Annotated in this window: 12 protein-coding genes and 3 tRNA genes; 9 read left to right on the forward strand and 6 right to left on the reverse strand. The window is 71.5% G+C overall.

Going from position 1 to position 15,690, the window contains the following annotated elements; translation table 11 throughout:
- Positions 1–22: 22 nt before the first annotated feature.
- Positions 23–3,946, reverse strand: coding sequence for an ATP-dependent RNA helicase HrpA (hrpA, locus tag OHS33_RS19150; protein ID WP_330331640.1), 3,924 nt, complete (start codon positions 3,944–3,946; stop codon positions 23–25).
- 117 nt (positions 3,947–4,063) lie between these two features.
- On the opposite strand from hrpA, the gene OHS33_RS19155 reads away from it, so the two are divergent.
- The 3 genes from OHS33_RS19155 to OHS33_RS19165 all read left to right on the forward strand — a co-directional run bounded on the left by OHS33_RS19155 (position 4,064) and on the right by OHS33_RS19165 (position 6,080).
- Entirely contained in the window at positions 4,064–4,453 is a 390-nt protein-coding gene (locus tag OHS33_RS19155) for a hypothetical protein (protein ID WP_330331641.1), read from the forward strand.
- A gap of 62 nt (positions 4,454–4,515) precedes the next feature.
- A complete protein-coding gene (locus OHS33_RS19160) occupies positions 4,516–5,247 on the forward strand; it encodes a DsbA family protein (protein ID WP_330331642.1) in 732 nt (243 codons plus the stop codon).
- Complete coding sequence (locus OHS33_RS19165; protein WP_330331643.1) at positions 5,244–6,080, forward strand: cytochrome c biogenesis CcdA family protein; 837 nt, start codon at positions 5,244–5,246, stop codon at positions 6,078–6,080. The genes OHS33_RS19160 and OHS33_RS19165 overlap by 4 nt, the downstream gene beginning before the upstream one ends.
- A 40-nt stretch (positions 6,081–6,120) precedes the next feature.
- Here OHS33_RS19165 and OHS33_RS19170 read toward each other — a convergent pair.
- From OHS33_RS19170 to OHS33_RS19185, 4 genes are all read right to left on the reverse strand, one after another.
- A tRNA-Phe gene (locus tag OHS33_RS19170) sits at positions 6,121–6,194 on the reverse strand.
- A 22-nt stretch (positions 6,195–6,216) separates the two neighbouring features.
- A tRNA-Asp gene (locus OHS33_RS19175) sits at positions 6,217–6,290 on the reverse strand.
- 39 nt (positions 6,291–6,329) lie between these two features.
- Positions 6,330–6,402: transfer RNA gene (locus OHS33_RS19180), tRNA-Glu, on the reverse strand.
- A 146-nt stretch (positions 6,403–6,548) separates the two neighbouring features.
- Positions 6,549–6,899: a metallopeptidase family protein gene (locus OHS33_RS19185; protein ID WP_330331644.1), complete on the reverse strand. Its 351-nt coding sequence runs from the start codon at positions 6,897–6,899 to the stop codon at positions 6,549–6,551.
- Positions 6,900–7,024: 125 nt separating this feature from the next.
- Here OHS33_RS19185 and OHS33_RS19190 point away from each other — a divergent pair, with 125 nt between their 5' ends.
- The 3 genes from OHS33_RS19190 to OHS33_RS19200 all read left to right on the forward strand — a co-directional run bounded on the left by OHS33_RS19190 (position 7,025) and on the right by OHS33_RS19200 (position 11,220).
- Positions 7,025–7,510, forward strand: a complete 486-nt coding sequence (locus tag OHS33_RS19190) for a FluC/FEX family fluoride channel (RefSeq protein ID WP_330335102.1) — start codon at positions 7,025–7,027, stop codon at positions 7,508–7,510.
- Positions 7,507–7,884: a fluoride efflux transporter CrcB gene (gene crcB, locus OHS33_RS19195; RefSeq protein WP_330331645.1), complete on the forward strand. Its 378-nt coding sequence runs from the start codon at positions 7,507–7,509 to the stop codon at positions 7,882–7,884. The genes OHS33_RS19190 and crcB overlap by 4 nt, the downstream gene beginning before the upstream one ends.
- Before the next feature lie 984 nt (positions 7,885–8,868).
- Entirely contained in the window at positions 8,869–11,220 is a 2,352-nt protein-coding gene (locus OHS33_RS19200; RefSeq protein ID WP_443065321.1) for a DEAD/DEAH box helicase, read from the forward strand.
- Positions 11,221–11,335: 115 nt separating this feature from the next.
- On the opposite strand, the gene OHS33_RS19205 is transcribed toward OHS33_RS19200, so the two are convergent.
- Entirely contained in the window at positions 11,336–12,541 is a 1,206-nt protein-coding gene (locus tag OHS33_RS19205) for a S8 family peptidase (protein ID WP_330331647.1), read from the reverse strand.
- A gap of 244 nt (positions 12,542–12,785) precedes the next feature.
- Here OHS33_RS19205 and cseB point away from each other — a divergent pair, with 244 nt between their 5' ends.
- The 3 genes from cseB to OHS33_RS19220 all read left to right on the forward strand — a co-directional run bounded on the left by cseB (position 12,786) and on the right by OHS33_RS19220 (position 15,669).
- Entirely contained in the window at positions 12,786–13,502 is a 717-nt protein-coding gene (gene cseB / locus OHS33_RS19210) for a two-component system response regulator CseB (protein WP_330331648.1), read from the forward strand.
- Positions 13,499–14,761, forward strand: a complete 1,263-nt coding sequence (locus OHS33_RS19215) for a sensor histidine kinase (RefSeq protein ID WP_330331649.1) — start codon at positions 13,499–13,501, stop codon at positions 14,759–14,761. The genes cseB and OHS33_RS19215 overlap by 4 nt, the downstream gene beginning before the upstream one ends.
- Positions 14,762–14,925: 164 nt before the next feature.
- On the forward strand, positions 14,926–15,669 hold the full coding sequence (locus OHS33_RS19220; protein ID WP_330335103.1) for an ABC transporter ATP-binding protein: 744 nt from the start codon (positions 14,926–14,928) through the stop codon (positions 15,667–15,669).
- Positions 15,670–15,690 lie beyond the last annotated feature (21 nt).

Below are 15,690 nucleotides of genomic sequence, written 5' to 3' on the forward strand. Positions count from 1 at the left end.
GTCGAATGCGATCACGCCGCCGTCACGGAGCCAGGGCGTCGACCGCCTTCACGATGCGCTTGTCGGACACCGGATACGCCGTCCCGAGGGCGTGGGCGAAGTAGCTCACCCGCAGTTCCTCGATCATCCAGCGGATGTCCGTGACCGCCGTCGGCACCGGCCGCCCCTTGGGCAACTGCTCCAGCAGCCAGGCGTACTCGTCCTGCATCTCGTGGACCTTCTCCATGCGCGTGGTGTCGCGCTGGACCGAGGTCGGCATCTGCTGGAGCCGGCGGTCGGCCGCCACCAGATAGCGCATCAGGTCCGGCAGCCGCTTCAGCCCGGTGAGGGTCACGAAGCCGGCCGGCACCAGGGCCGCCAGCTGCTTCTGCACGTCCTGCACGTTCGCGACCAGGGTCAGGCTGTTGGTCGCCTTCAGCCGCCGCTCACAGGCCTGCCAGGCGGCCAGCACCTGCTGCACCTGGCCGACCGTGCGTACGGTCGTGTCCACCAGGTCGGTCCGTACGGCGTCGTAGAGCTTCCGGAAGCCAGCCTCGTCCCACGCGGGACCGCCGTGGTCCGCGATCAGCTTGTCGGCCGCCGCCGTCGCGCAGTCGTCGAACAGCGCCTGGATGGAGCCGTGCGGATTGCGGGAGAGCGCCAGCTTCGCCTGGTTGCCGAGCTTGTCCGAGGCGAACTTCGCCGGGTTCACCGCGATGTTGAGCAGGATCAGCTTCCTGGTCCCGCGCCACATCGCGAGCTGCTGCTCGGCCTCGGTGTCGAAGAGCCGTACGGAAACGCTCGCGCCCGCGTCCACCAACGCCGGGTAGGCCTTCACCGGCTGACCGGCCCGCCGGGTCTCGAAGACCTTGGTCAGGGTGCCGATCGTCCAGTCCGTCAGCCCGGTCCGCTCGATGGTCTCGCCGCCCGCGCGCTCGGCGGTCGCCGCGGCGGCCTGCGAGAGGGCCTGGCGGGCCTTGGGCCGCAGCCGCAGCCGCAGGGCCTCCAGGTCCTTGTCCTCGGCGATGTTCTTGCGCCGCTCGTCGACGATCCGGAAGGTGATCTTCAGGTGGTCGGCGATCCGGCTCAGGTCGAAGTCCTCGGCCGCGACCGGGACCCCGACCATCCGCTTCAGCTCGCGCGCGAGCGTGACCGTCAGCGGCTCCTGGAGAGGAACGGCGGTGTCCAGGAAGCGGGTCGCGAAGTTCGGCGCGGGCACGTAGTGCCGACGGATCGGCTTGGGCAGCGAGCGGATCAGCTCGGTGACGATCTCCTCGCGCAGCCCAGGGATCTGCCAGTCGAAACCCTCGTCGGTGACCTGGTTCAGCACCGTCAGCGGAATGTGCACGGTCACGCCGTCCGCGTCCGCGCCCGGCTCGAACTGGTAGGTCACCCGGAACTTCAGCGCGCCCTGGCGCCAGGAGTCCGGGTAGTCGTCCTTGGTGACCCCGGCGGCCTTCTCGGTGAGCAGCATCGCCCGCTCGAAGTCGAGCAGCTCCGGCTCGTCCCGCTTCTTGTGCTTCCACCAGGAGTCGAAGTGCGCGCCCGAGACCACGTGCTCGGGGATCTTCTGGTCGTAGAAGTCGAAGAGGGTCTCGTCGTCGACCACGATGTCCCGGCGCCGCGCCCGGTGCTCCAGCTCCTCGACCTCGGTCAGCAGCTTGCGGTTGTCGGCGTAGAACTTGTGGTGCGTGCGCCAATCGCCCTCGACCAGGGCGTTGCGGATGAACAGCTCGCGGGAGACCTCGGCGTCGATCCGGCCGTAGTTGATCTTCCGCTGGGCGACGATCGGGACGCCGTACAGCGTCACCTTCTCGAACGCCATCACCGCGGCCTGGTCCTTCTCCCAGTGCGGCTCGCTGTACGTGCGCTTGATCAGGTGCTGGGCCAGCGGCTCGACCCACTCGGGCTCGACCTTGGCGTTGACCCGGGCCCACAGCCGCGAGGTCTCCACCAGCTCCGCGGACATGACGAACTTGGGCTGCTTCTTGAACAGCGCCGAACCCGGGAAGATCGCGAACTTCGCCGACCGGGCGCCCAGGTACTCGTTCTTGTCGGTGTCCTTGAGCCCGATGTGCGACAGCAGGCCCGCCAGCAGCGACACGTGGATGTGCTGCTCGGGGGCATCGGCTTCATTGACGTGGATGCCCATGGTCTTGGCGACCGTACGCAGCTGCGAGTAGATGTCCTGCCACTCGCGGATCCGCAGGAAGTTCAGGTACTCCTGCTTGCACATCCGGCGGAAGGACGAGGAGCCGCGCTCTTTCTGCTGCTCGCGGACATAGCGCCACATGTTCAGGAACGAGAGGAAGTCGCTGGTCTCGTCCTTGAACCGGGCGTGGTTCTGGTCGGCCTGGGTCTGCTTGTCCGAGGGCCGCTCGCGCGGGTCCTGGATCGACAGGGCGGCCGCGATCACCATGACCTCGCGCACGCAGTTGTTCTTGTCCGCCTCCACCACCATGCGGGCGAGGCGCGGGTCCACGGGCAGCTGGGACAGCTGGCGGCCCATCGGCGTGAGCCGCTTGCTGTGGTCCTTCTCCGCCGGGTCGAGCGCGCCCAGCTCCTGGAGCAGCTGCACGCCGTCGCGGATGTTGCGGTGGTCCGGCGGGTCGATGAAGGGGAACTTCTCGATCTCGCCGAGGCCCGCCGCGGTCATCTGGAGGATGACGGAGGCGAGGTTGGTGCGCAGGATCTCGGCGTCGGTGAACTCGGGCCGGGAGAGGAAGTCGTCCTCGGAGTACAGCCGGATGCAGATGCCGTCCGAGGTACGGCCGCAGCGGCCCTTGCGCTGGTTGGCGCTGGCCTGCGAGATCCGCTCGATGGGCAGGCGCTGCACCTTGGTGCGGTGGCTGTAGCGGGAGATCCGGGCATTGCCCGGGTCGATCACGTACTTGATGCCCGGGACGGTGAGGGAGGTCTCGGCGACGTTCGTCGCGAGGACGATCCGGCGGCCCGTGTGCTGCTGGAAGACGCGGTGCTGCTCGGCGTGCGAGAGGCGCGCGTAGAGGGGGAGGACTTCGGTGAAGCGGAGATTCCGCTTGTTGAGCGCGTCCGCCGTGTCGCGGATCTCGCGCTCGCCCGAGAGGAAGACCAGGACGTCGCCCGGACCCTCGGACTGCAGCTCGTCGACGGCCTCGCAGATCGCGGTGATCTGGTCGCGGTCGCTGTCGTCGCCCTCCTCTTCGAGGAGCGGGCGGTAGCGCACCTCGACCGGATAGGTCCGGCCGCTGACCTCGACGATCGGGGCCTCGCCGAAGTGCCGGGAGAACCGCTCGGGGTCGATCGTCGCCGAGGTGATGATGACCTTGAGGTCCGGGCGCTTCGGCAGCAGCGTGGCCAGGTAGCCGAGCAGGAAGTCGATGTTCAGCGACCGCTCGTGGGCCTCGTCGATGATGATCGTGTCGTACGCGCGCAGCTCGCGGTCCGTCTGGATCTCGGCCAGCAGGATGCCGTCCGTCATCAGCTTCACGAAGGTCGCGTCCTGGTCCACCTGGTCGGTGAACCGGACCTTCCAGCCGACCGTCTGGCCGATCTCGGACTTCAGCTCCTCGGCGATCCGCTCCGCGACCGTGCGGGCCGCGATCCGGCGGGGCTGGGTGTGGCCGATCATGCCCCGGACACCGCGCCCCAGCTCCATGCAGATCTTGGGGATCTGGGTGGTCTTGCCGGAGCCGGTCTCGCCAGCGACGATCACGACCTGGTGGTCGCGTATCGCCTCGGCGATCTCGTCCTTCTTCTGGCTGACCGGAAGGTTCTCGGGATAGGTGACCTCGGGCATCCGCGAGGCGCGTCCGGCCAGTCGCGCGGCGGCCTTCGTGGCCTCCGCGGCGATCTCGTCGAGCACGGCCTGCTTGGCCTCGGGCTTGCGGATACGGCGGGCGCCTTCGAGGCGGCGGCCGAGGCGGTGCGCGTCGCGGAGGGAGATCTCACCGAGAAGCGTCTGCAGGGCGGCGAAGGAAGTAGACATACCTGGTCGAGGATCTCACCCGTGGGCGTCGGGTGGCGAACGCATTTGTGGGGCGGCCCCGTACCATTTCCGGACGAGTCCCCCCAAGCAGCCCACCGTGTGAGTGAGAGGCCCGCCATGTCCCGCCCCGCCCCGCGCATCTGGTGCCTGCTGGGCGCCGTCCTCGCGGTGCTGGTGGGGTGTCTCGCGGCGGTGCCGGTGCCTGCGGGGGCGGGGACACCGGTTCGGAAAGCCGTGCACGTGACGGTGCAGGCCGTGGACAGCGCCCCCGTGGCCCTGGCGATGGCGCCCGCCGACCGGGGCCCCTCGTGCACGCCGGACGATCCCGACCGCGGCCGGGTCCCGGCCGTGCCGCAGCGCGCCTCCGGGGACCACGGGTACCCGCCGGTCGCGCGGTGCGCGGCGGAGCAGGACCGGCAGGCCTGGGGCACGCCCGTACGGGCGCCCGCACGCGGGCCGGACCGCGCGGCGCCGGGGCCACTGGAGATGTCCGTGATGCGGGTCTAGGAGGACCGGTTCCCCCGGTCCGCCCACTCCCCTTTCCTCACCCACCGCTCCGGAGCACCCGCATGACCTCTTCTTCCCGTTCCGCCCGCAAGCCCCTGCTGATCTCCGCCGGGGTCGCGCTCGCCGCCGTCACCCTCGGCATCGTGTCCTGGCAGGCCACCGCTCCCAAGGAGGCGGCTTCCGAACCCGCCTCCGCGTCCGCGCCGCAGGCCCCCGACAGCCGCGCCGAGCTGATGAAGCTGGCCCGCCGCGACGCGAACGACAAGCTGACCACCGGCCGCGCCGACGCGCCCGTCGTCCTCATCGAGTACTCCGACTTCAAGTGCGGCTACTGCGGCAAGTTCGCCCGCGACACCGAACCCGAACTGGTGAAGAAGTACGTCGAGGACGGCACCCTGCGCATCGAATGGCGCAACTTCCCGATCTTCGGGGCCGAGTCCGAGGCGGCCGCGAAGGCCGCGTGGGCCGCCGGACAGCAGGACCGCTTCGCCGCGTTCCACGCCGCCGCCTATGCCGAGGGCGCCAAGGAGAAGGGCTTCGGCGAGGCCCGCCTGCTGGAGATCGCCAAGGAAGCCGGGGTCCCGGACCTGGAGCGCTTCCAGCGGGACATGGGCGGCGAGCAGGCCGCCGCGGCCGTCCGCACCGACCAGGAGGAGGGCTACCGCATCGGCGTCACCTCCACCCCGTCCTTCCTGGTCAACGGGCAGCCCATCGCGGGCGCCCAGCCGGATTCGGTCTTCACCGCGGCGATCACCAAGGCCAAGCAGGCCGCGCAGGCGGCGGCCGCGAAGTGAACGGCATCGGATACCTGGCCGCCCTGCTGGGCGGCCTCCTCGCGCTGCTCAGCCCGTGCAGCGCGCTGCTGCTGCCCGCCTTCTTCGCCTACTCCATCGACTCCGCGTCCCGGCTGCTGGCCCGCACCGGGATCTTCTACGCCGGGCTCGCGACCACCCTGGTGCCGCTGGGCGCGGCCGGTTCGTACGCCGGCCGCTTCTTCCACGGCAACCGGGACGCCCTGGTCCTCTTCGGCGGCTGGCTGATCATCGCGCTGGGCCTGGCGCAGATCCTGGGCCTGGGCTTCGCCTCGCGCCGGATCTCGGACCTCTCCGGCCGGATCCGGCCGACCACCGCCCTCTCCGTGTACGCGCTGGGCGCGGTCTACGGGCTGGCCGGATTCTGTGCGGGCCCGATCCTGGGCAGTGTCCTCACCGTCGCGGCGGTGAGCGGCAGCCCGGTCTACGGCGGCCTGCTGCTGGCCGTCTACGCGCTCGGGATGGCCGTACCGCTCTTCCTGCTGGCGCTGCTCTGGGAGCGGTTCGACCTCGGGCGGCGGCGCTGGCTGCGCGGCCGGGTGGTCCGGGCGGGCCGCTTCGAACTGCACACGACCTCGCTGCTGTCCGGCCTGTTCTTCATCGCGCTGGGCGCGCTGTTCCTGGTCTACGACGGGGCGAGCGCGCTGCCGGGGCTGCTGGACGTGGACGACTCGTTCGCCGTGGAGGAGTGGGTGCGCACCGCCACGGCCGGGGTGCCGGACTGGGCGCTGCTCGGGCTGATCGCGGCCGGGGCGCTGGGCGTGGGCCTGGTGCGCTGGCGGCGTACGGCCCGTACGGCGGGAGACGAGGGGTAACGCGGAAGGCCCCGTCCGATGGACGGGGCCTTCTCGAAGGTGGCTGGGGCCGGGGTCGAACCGGCGACCTATCGCTTTTCAGGCGATCGCTCGTACCAACTGAGCTACCCAGCCACGAAACTCTTACGAGCTTCAGCGAACCTGACGGGACTTGAACCCGCGACCTCCACCTTGACAGGGTGGCGAGCTAACCAACTGCTCCACAGGTCCTTGCAATGTGCGAGCGCAAGTCTCGCACACGGTGTTGCGTACCCCCAACGGGATTCGAACCCGTGCTACCGCCTTGAAAGGGCGGCGTCCTGGGCCACTAGACGATGAGGGCTAAAGGCCCGCCTAGGCACTTTCCAGCGCGTCGGGGACGTGAGAAGCATATGGGATCGGGGCGGCGATCGCCAAAACGGTTTCCCCCGGTGTTTCCCCCGGTGGGGCGGGCGGTCCCCGCGGCCCGCCGCGCTTCCCTCCGGAGACTCAGCCCCAGCCCAGTTCGTGGAGCCGGTCGTCGTCGATGCCGAAGTGGTGGGCGATCTCGTGCACGACGGTCACGGCGACCTCGTGCACCACGTCGTCGGGCGCCTCGCAGTACCGCAGGGTCGGGCCCATGTAGATCGAGATCCGGTCCGGCAGCACCCCGGCGTACCACTCGCCGCGCTCGGTCAGCGGCGTCCCCTCGTAGAGCCCCAGCAGTTCCGGGTCGTCCGCGGGAGGCTCGTCCTCCACGAACACCGCCACGTTGTCCATTACCCGGGTCAGCTCGGGCGGGATCCGGTCCAGGGCCTGGGCCACCAGCTCTTCGAAGTCGTCGCGCGTCATCTGCAGCACCCGCCCATTGTCCGGGAGGGACGTGCCGTCCGGGAGGGAAGCGCCCCGGCGCGTGAGAATGGCCCGGTGGCGACAGTGACGACAGTGCTGATGTGTGCAGCGTTGATGTGTGCGGCGGGGCGCGGATGACCCGGCCGGTCGAGGGTTCCGAGGCGATCGACCCGGACGTCGACCTCCATGTGCCGGCGCAGCGCGGCGAACCGCAGCGCCGCGTGCTCGCGGCCGTGGCGGCCGGCGGCGCCGTGGGCGCCTCGGCGCGGTACGCGGTCGGGCTGCTGTGGCCGACCGCGCCCGGGGCCTTCCCGTGGGCGACCCTCTGGATCAACGCGGCGGGCTGCGCGCTCATCGGCGTACTGATGGTGCTGATCAGCGAGGGTGGCCGGTCGGCGCATCCCCTCGTACGGCCCTTCCTGGGGGTCGGGGTGCTCGGCGGATTCACCACCTTCTCCACCTACGCCGTGGACTTCGCGCGGCTGCTGGACGCCGGTGCGGCCCGGACCGCACTGGCGTACGCCGGTCTCACGGTCGTGGCCGCGCTGGGCGCGGTGTGGGCGGCGGCCCGGGTGACCCGCCTCGCGGTCGGCGACCGAGGGGCGCGGGCGGGCCTGTGAACTGGCTGATGGTGGTCCTGGGTGCGGTGGTGGGGGCCCCGCTGCGCTATCTGACCGACCGCGCGGTGCAGGTGCGCCACGATTCGGTGTTCCCCTGGGGGACCTTCGTGGTGAACGCGGCCGCCTGTCTCGTGCTGGGGGCGCTGACGGGGGCGGTGCTGGACGGCGCGGCCTCCTCGCGGCTGAACCTGCTGCTCGGGACGGGGCTGTGCGGGGCGCTGAGCACCTACTCGACGTTCTCCTACGAGACGCTCCGACTGGCGGAGCGGGGCTGGAAGTTCCTCGCGGTGGTGAACGTGGCCGCGTCCGTGCTGGTCGGGCTGGGCGCCGTGGACCTGGGGCTGCGGGTGGCGCGGGGGCTGGCCGCGGGCTGAGTGCGCGGGCGCAGTGAGCCGGTGGCGGAAGGGGCGTGTCTCTTACGGGGCAAAGAGAGTTGGGCACATTGACCCGTTCACCGCGGAAACCCGTTCACGGCGGAAACCTGCCCCTGTCCCGGAGGTGCCACCCGTGCGCCACTTGTCTGCTTCCGTCCGACTGGCCGTCGCCACGCTCGCGCTCACGGCCACGGCGGGCTGCATGAGTGTCACCGACGACGCCGCCAAGCCCGGAGCCACGTCCCCAGCGGGCCACCAGGGCGCCGCCGCCGAGTCCGGAGGCGGCTCCTCCGGGGGCCGGAGCGGCGGGGCGCACGGCGGCGGGCACGACAAGAAGGACGGTACGGGCGACAAGGCGAGCGCCGTGGGCCCCGACGGGAAGATGCTGCCCCCGGGCGCCTCGGCCAGCCCGGGCGCGGCGGTGGCGGGCGCCCCCGGCGGCCCCTCCCCGTCGGCCGGCCCGGGCGCGGGCGGCAACGGGGGTGGGGGTGGACCGGTGGGTCCCGGACCGGGGCCGGGGCACCCTGCCACCTCGGCGGGCGGGACGACCGCGGGGTCTGGTGGGTCTGGCGGGACCGGTGGGTCTGGTGGGGGCACTCCGCCCACCCCGGCGCCGAGTCCGTCGTCCCCGCCGCCTGTGACTCCGCCCACTCCGACGCCCTCCCCGGTGGACCCTTCGCCGCCCGTCACGACCTAGTCCGGAGCCCTCTCCGAGCCGCTTCGGGTGGGCGAGTGGGACTCGTACTCCTGTTTGGCGAAGTGACGTTCTTGCAGGTCAGTGGCCTCTTGGTGGGGGTGACTTGCCAGAGTGGGGGGAGGGTGCGTATGGTTATAGATCGTTTGATCCCATTGCCCGGCGCCGAATCCGAAGAGCGCCGCGTGGCGCGTACTCTCCCCTACCGTGGCTGACCGCATTGAGGCGGTCGATTTGCGATTCACGGAGTTTGGGCGCGTGCCGAGACTCCGGAAGGTTTCGCATTTCGCATGTCCATTTCCAGTTCTGACCGTGCCGTCATGCCCGAGAACGACTCCATCGAGGCCGTTGAGGCCGTAGAGATCACCGATCTCGTCGAGACCACCCCTGTGGTCGACGAACTCGTGACCGACTCCCTCGCCGCCGACATCGACGAAGCTTTTGAGGCCGAATTGACGACCGACCAGTCCATCGACGCCCCCGCAGCCGACGAGGCTGCCGACGCCGAGCCCACGATCACCTTCGGCGACCTCGGTCTGCCGGACGGCATCGTCCGCAAGCTCGCGCAGAACGGCGTCACCGCCCCCTTCCCGATCCAGGCCGCGACCATCCCGGACGCCCTGGCCGGCAAGGACATCCTCGGCCGTGGCCGCACCGGCTCCGGCAAGACCCTCTCCTTCGGTCTGCCGACCCTGGCCTCGCTGGCCGGTGGCACCACCGAGAAGAAGAAGCCCCGCGCGATCATCCTCACGCCGACCCGTGAGCTGGCCATGCAGGTCGCCGACGCGCTCCAGCCGTACGGTGACGTCCTCGGCCTGAAGCTCAAGGTCGTCTGCGGCGGTACCTCGATGGGCAACCAGATCTACGCCCTGGAGCGCGGTGTCGACGTCCTCGTCGCCACCCCGGGCCGTCTGCGCGACATCATCAACCGTGGCGCCTGCTCCCTGGAGAACGTCCAGGTCGCGGTCCTCGACGAGGCCGACCAGATGTCCGACCTGGGCTTCCTGCCCGAGGTCACCGAGCTGCTCGACCAGATCCCCGGCGGCGGCCAGCGCATGCTCTTCTCCGCCACCATGGAGAACGAGATCGGCACGCTCGTCAAGCGCTACCTCTCGAACCCCGTCACGCACGAGGTCGACAGCGCGCAGGGCAACGTCTCGACCATGACCCACCACGTCCTCGTCGTGAAGCCGAAGGACAAGGCGCCGGTCACGGCCGCGATCGCCGCCCGCAAGGGCCGCACGATCATCTTCGTCCGCACCCAGCTGGGCGCCGACCGCATCGCCGAGCAGCTCATCGAGTCCGGCGTGAAGGCCGACGCGCTGCACGGCGGCATGACGCAGGGTGCCCGCACCCGCGTCCTGGAAGACTTCAAGAAGGGCTACGTCAACGCGCTCGTCGCGACCGACGTCGCCGCCCGTGGCATCCACGTCGACGGCATCGACCTGGTCCTGAACGTGGACCCGGCCGGCGACCACAAGGACTACCTGCACCGCTCGGGCCGTACCGCCCGTGCCGGCAAGTCGGGTGTCGTGGTCTCGCTGTCGCTGCCGCACCAGCGCCGCCAGATCTTCCGCCTGATGGAGGACGCGGGCGTCGACGCCTCGCGCCACATCGTCGGCGGTGCGGGCGCGTTCGAGCCCGAGGTCGCCGAGATCACCGGTGCCCGTTCGCTGTCCGAGGTCCAGGCCGACTCCGCGAACAACGCCGCGAAGCAGGCCGAGCGCGAGGTCGCCGACCTCACCAAGCAGCTGGAGCGCGTCCAGCGCCGTGCCGTGGAACTGCGCGAGGAGGCCGACCGCCTCGTCGCCCGTTCCGCCCGTGAGCGCGGCGAGGACCCGGAGGCCGCTGTGGCCGAGGTCGCCGAAGCCGCCGAAGCCGAGGTTGCGGCCGAGGCCGCCGCCGCGGCTGCCGCCGCCGAGGCGCAGGCCGTCCAGCGTCGTGACGAGCGTGGCAACTTCGAGCGTCGCGACGACCGCGGCGAGCGCAGCGGCCGTGGCGGCTTCAACCGCGACGACCGTGGCGACCGTGGCGGTTTCCGCTCCGGTGGCGACCGTCGTGACGACCGCCCCTCCGGTGGTTTCCGTCGTGACGACCGCCCGTCCGGTGGCTTCCGCTCCGGTGGCGACCGTCGTGACGAGCGTCCCGCCGGTGGCGGCTTCCGCCGCGACGACCGTCCGTCGGGCGGCTTCCGCTCCGGTGGCGACCGTCCCGCCGGTGGTGGCTTCCGTCGCGACGACCGTCCGACCGGTGGCAGCTTCCGCCGCGACGACCGTCCCTCGGGCGGCTTCAACCGTGACGACCGTGGCGGCGACCGCCCGGCCGGTGGCGGCTTCCGCCGCGACGACCGTCCGTCCGGTGGCTTCCGCTCCGGTGGCGACCGTCCGGCCGGTGGCGGCTTCCGCTCCGGTGGCGACCGTCCCGCCGGTGGTGGCTTCCGCCGCGACGACCGTCCGTCCGGTGGCTTCAACCGTGACGACCGCGGTGGCGACCGTCCCTCGGGCGGCTTCCGCTCCGGTGGCGGCGACCGCCCGTACGGCCGCCGTGACGACCACCGTCCGTCGGGCTCCGGCTCCGGCTCGTCCTTCGGTGGCGGCACCGCCCGCCGCGACGACAAGCCGCGCTGGAAGCGCAACGGCTGATCGTCGGCACCTGTAGGACTCGCAACACCTGACGCCTAGCGTCCACTTGGCCCCCACGGCACTCCGGTGCGGTGGGGGCCAAGTGCGTTGGTGGCGCGGGTGGTGGGGCCGGGGGTTACAGGCCGGCCGTGAAGAGGAACCGGTTGGGGCTGCTCTTGCTGACGCTCTTCAGGACGTCCTTGGTGGACTCGGTGTCGACCCATTCGGCGATTTCGGCGGCGTCCGCCTTGGGGTGGGCCTGCTTGTAGAGGACGGCGACGCCGGCGACGTGCGGGGCGGCCATGGAGGTGCCGTTCAGGGAGACCGAGCCGCCGCCGAGCTTCGCGGAGACGATCGCCTCCCCCGGTGCGTAGAGGCTCACGCACTCGCCGTAGTTGGAGAAGTCCGTCTCCTCGTCGTACTTATTGGTGGCCGCGATCGTCAGGACCCTGGCCGCGGAGGCCGGAGAGACGCCGCAGGCGTCAACGGAGGAGTTGCCCGCCGCGACGACCGGCAGCACACCCGCGTCGGACACGGCGGTCGCCGCGTCGTTGACGGCCTTGGACTTGTCGCCGCCCAGGGAGGCGTTCATGACGGCGGGCTGCTTGGCGTTCTTGGCCACCCAGTCCATTCCGGCGATGATCCCGGACCATTCGCCCTTGCCGTCGCAGCCGAGGACGCGGACGCTGACGAGGTTGGCCTTGCGGGCGACCCCGTACGTCTTGCCCGCGACCGTGCCCGCGACGTGCGTGCCGTGGCCTTGGCAGTCCTGGCCGTTGCGTCCGTCCTTGATGGCGTCGAAGCCGAAGGTGGCGCGGCTGTTGTCGGGGCCGCCGAACTCGGTGTGCTTGTAGTCGATGCCGCTGTCCAGGATGTAGGCGGTCACGCCCGCGCCGTTGCCCTGGGTGGTGAAGGAGTTGTCGAGCGGCAGCTCCTTCTGGTCGATGCGGTCCAGACCCCAGGTGGAGGACGGGCCGCGCGGGGCTGATCCCTCGGCCGACGCGGGGGCGCTGACCTTCCCGTCCTCCTCCACCGTCTTCACACCGAGGCTGTTGCGGACGATCGTCAGCTGGAGCGGGGTCAGCGGGACGGCGAAGCCGTTGAGTGCCTTGGAGTAGACGAACGTCGGTTTCAGGCCCAGCTTCTCGGCCGCCTTGGCCGGGTCCACCATCTTGTCGAGCGTCACGATGTACTGGCCCGCCACCGGATTGGCGGCACGGAGCAGCGGCGCCGGGTTCGGCTCCGGGGCGGCGGTGGACTGCGAGGCGGTCGCCAGCGGGGCGGCGAAGGCCAGGGCCGCCGTGACGGTGGCGGCGAGGGTGAGCTTGGTGCGAGTGGTCATGCCGGGCAGAGCATCATGCAGAAACGATCATCCACTAGTGCATTCATCCAGTGTTCCGCCGAGCCACCCATGTGGCTTTCCCGCGGCCTTTGTATCGGGCGGGCATCGGGGAGCGCTTGGTCGCCCATCGGATCAGCGTGCCGGGCCGTGGGAGGCGGGGTGCGGGGGCGGTGTCTGCCTATCGTTCCTTTCAGGCCGTCCGGCCGTACGAGCGTCCGTGCCGCCCGAACAGGAGCAAGCTGTCGTGTCCTCCGCCCCCGTCCCCGCCCCCGTGCGCGTGCTCCTGGTGGAGGACGACGATCTGATGCGCCGGTCCTTCACCCTCGCCCTGGAGCGCTACGGCTACGAGATGAAGGCCGCCGCCGACGGGCTGACCGGGCTGGAGCTGTTCCGGGACGAGAGCTTCGACCTGCTGATCCTCGATGTGATGCTGCCCGGCCTGGACGGGATCGGCCTGTGCCGCAAGGTCCGGGAGACCAGCCTGGTGCCCGTCCTGATGATGTCCGCCCGCGGGGACGGGCTCGACGTGGTCGCGGGCCTGGAGGCCGGGGCCGACGATTACGTGGTCAAGCCCGTGGACACCTTCGTCCTCGTGGCCCGCATCCGGTCGCTGCTGCGGCGGGCGACCTACGCGCCCACCCCGCCCCCGGGGCCGGACTCCGCGGGCCCCGAGGGGGAGCTGCTGGTCTTTGGGGACCTGGCCATCGACACCGCCGGCCTGGAGGTGACCGTCGCGGGCAAGCCGGTCGCGCTCACCCCGACCGAGCTGAAGCTGCTGCTGGAGTTCGCCGCGCACCCCGGGACCGTGCTGGAGCGGCACACCCTGCTGCGGGACGTGTGGGAGTACGGCTGGGACGGCGACAGCCGGGTCGTGGACCTGTGCGTGCAGCGGCTGCGCGGCAAGGTCGGCCGGGACCGGATCGAGACGGTCCGCGGCTTCGGCTACAAGTTCCGGCGATGACGGCCGTGGGCCGAGTTCGTGGGCTTCCGCGCCTGCGCCTGCGCTGGAAGATCGCCGCGCTGGCCGCCGCCACGGCGTGCCTGGTGGCGGTGGCCGTGGGGCTGCTGGTGCACGTGTGGACCGCGCACGAGATCCGCGGCCGGGCCGAACGCGATGCCTTCAACGGCGTGTACGCGGCCATGGACACCTACCGCCGCACCGGCGCCCTCCCGAGCGGCGCCGAGCTGGATCCGCCCGAGCTGCCCTACGCCCTGCGGAACCCGGCCGACGGCGACCGGCACGTCTCCTACGGCGGAAGCCTCCCCGGCAGCATGGACCCGACGGTGTGGGGCGCCCAGCGGACCGGCGGCCCGGGCAGTCCGGTGCTGGCCGTCCACGTCGCCATCACCACGGAGTTCCACGAGCTGTACCGGCTGGACGCGACCATGGCCGTGGCCTCCCTGATCGCCCTCGCGGTGACCACGCCGCTGGCCGTGTACGGGGCCGGGCTGCTCGGCCGGCGGCTCGGGCGGGTCTCCGAGACCGCGGGCCGGATCGCCGCCGGGGACCTGGACGCCCGTACCGGACCCACCCGGGGCCGCGACGAGGTCGCCGACATCGCCGCCACCGTCGACCTCATGGCCGACACCCTCAGCCGACGGCTGCGCGACGAACGCCGGTTCACCGCCGACGTGGCCCACGAGCTGCGCACCCCCGTCGGCGGTCTGCTGGCCGCCGCCGACCTGCTGCCGGACGGGGAGACCGAGGACCTGCTGCGGGCCCGGGTGCGCGACCTGCGCGGGCTGGTCGAGGACCTGCTGGAGATCTCCCGGCTGGACGCGGGGGCCGAACGGCCGGTCCGTGCCCGGGTCCCGCTCGCCGAGGTGGTCGCGGAGGCGGTGGCCCGTACGGGCTTCGACGCCGAGGTCACGGAGTCCGAGGGGAGTGCGGCCGCGGCCGTCGAGACCGATCCGCGCCGTCTCGAACGGATCGTCGGCAACCTCGTCGTCAACGCGCACCGGCACGGGCGAGCCCCGGTGTCGGTCACCGTCGACGCGGGGGCCCGTACCGTCGTCGTACGCGACCACGGCCCCGGATTCCCCCCGGACCTGCTGCGCGGCGGTCCGCGCCGCTTCCACACGGGCGCCGCCGAGCGCGGCTCGGGCCACGGCCTCGGCCTGACGATCGCCCTGGGACAGGCCGGGGTCCTCGGAGCCGAACTGCGCCTGGCCAACGCCCCGGACGGCGGCGCCGTCGCCACCCTGCGCCTGCCGGTCTGACATCCCCCCACGCGTTCTACACAACCGGTACGAAGCCAAGCGCCCGCCGATACACGGCGGACCGGGCACCGATACGTTCCCCGGACACCCTTCGAAGTGCACCGCCTTCCGCACTCGAAGAGGAGTCCCCTGTGACCGCCGACCCCCTTGCCCCGCACGTGACGATGGGGGCCGCGGCCGCTTCCACCACCGACCTGTCGAAGGTCTACGGCAGCGGCGACACCCGCGTCGTCGCCCTCGACCGGGTCAGCATCTCCTTCCGGGAGGGCGAGTTCACCGCGATCATGGGCCCCTCCGGCTGCGGCAAGTCCACGCTGATGCACTGCGCCGCCGGGCTCGACTCCTTCAGCTCGGGCTCCGTCCGCATCGGCACCACCGAACTCGGCGGGCTGAACGACCGCCAGCTGACCCAGCTGCGCCGCGACCGGATCGGCTTCGTCTTCCAGGCGTTCAACCTGCTGCCGACGCTCACCGCGCTGGAGAACATCACGCTGCCGCTGACCGTCGCGGGCCGCAGGCCCGACCGGGAGTGGCTCGACCGGGTGGTCTCCATGGTCGGCCTCTCGCAGCGGCTCTCGCACCGGCCCGGCCAGCTGTCCGGCGGGCAGCAGCAGCGCGTCGCGGTCGCCCGGGCGCTGGTCTCCCGCCCCGCGATCGTCTTCGGTGACGAGCCCACCGGCAACCTCGACTCCCGCGCCGGGGCCGAGGTCCTCGGCTTCCTGCGGGACTCGGTGCGAGAGCTGGGCCAGACCGTGGTCATGGTCACCCACGACCCCATCGCCGCGGGCTACGCCGACCGCGTGGTCTTCCTCGCCGACGGCCGTCTGGTCGACGAGATGGCGCGGCCCACCCCGGAGCGGGTGCTGGACCGGATGAAGGAGCTGGACACCCGCGCGCGCATCAGCTGAGCCCGACGTCCTCCACTCCCC

Source organism: Streptomyces sp. NBC_00536, assembly GCF_036346295.1.
Lineage (GTDB): Bacteria > Actinomycetota > Actinomycetes > Streptomycetales > Streptomycetaceae > Streptomyces.

Excerpts from the sequence above, each read along its gene's own strand:
- hrpA (WP_330331640.1), bottom strand. The coding sequence starts at position 3,946 with ATGTCTACTTCCTTCGCCGCCCTGCAGACGCTTCTCGGTGAGATCTCC.
- OHS33_RS19155 (WP_330331641.1), top strand. The coding sequence starts at position 4,064 with ATGTCCCGCCCCGCCCCGCGCATCTGGTGCCTGCTGGGCGCCGTCCTC.
- OHS33_RS19160 (WP_330331642.1), top strand. The coding sequence starts at position 4,516 with ATGACCTCTTCTTCCCGTTCCGCCCGCAAGCCCCTGCTGATCTCCGCC.
- OHS33_RS19190 (WP_330335102.1), top strand. The coding sequence starts at position 7,025 with ATGACCCGGCCGGTCGAGGGTTCCGAGGCGATCGACCCGGACGTCGAC.
- OHS33_RS19200 (WP_443065321.1), top strand. The coding sequence starts at position 8,869 with ATGTCCATTTCCAGTTCTGACCGTGCCGTCATGCCCGAGAACGACTCC.
- OHS33_RS19205 (WP_330331647.1), bottom strand. The coding sequence starts at position 12,541 with ATGACCACTCGCACCAAGCTCACCCTCGCCGCCACCGTCACGGCGGCC.
- OHS33_RS19215 (WP_330331649.1), top strand. The coding sequence starts at position 13,499 with ATGACGGCCGTGGGCCGAGTTCGTGGGCTTCCGCGCCTGCGCCTGCGC.
- OHS33_RS19220 (WP_330335103.1), top strand. The coding sequence starts at position 14,926 with ATGGGGGCCGCGGCCGCTTCCACCACCGACCTGTCGAAGGTCTACGGC.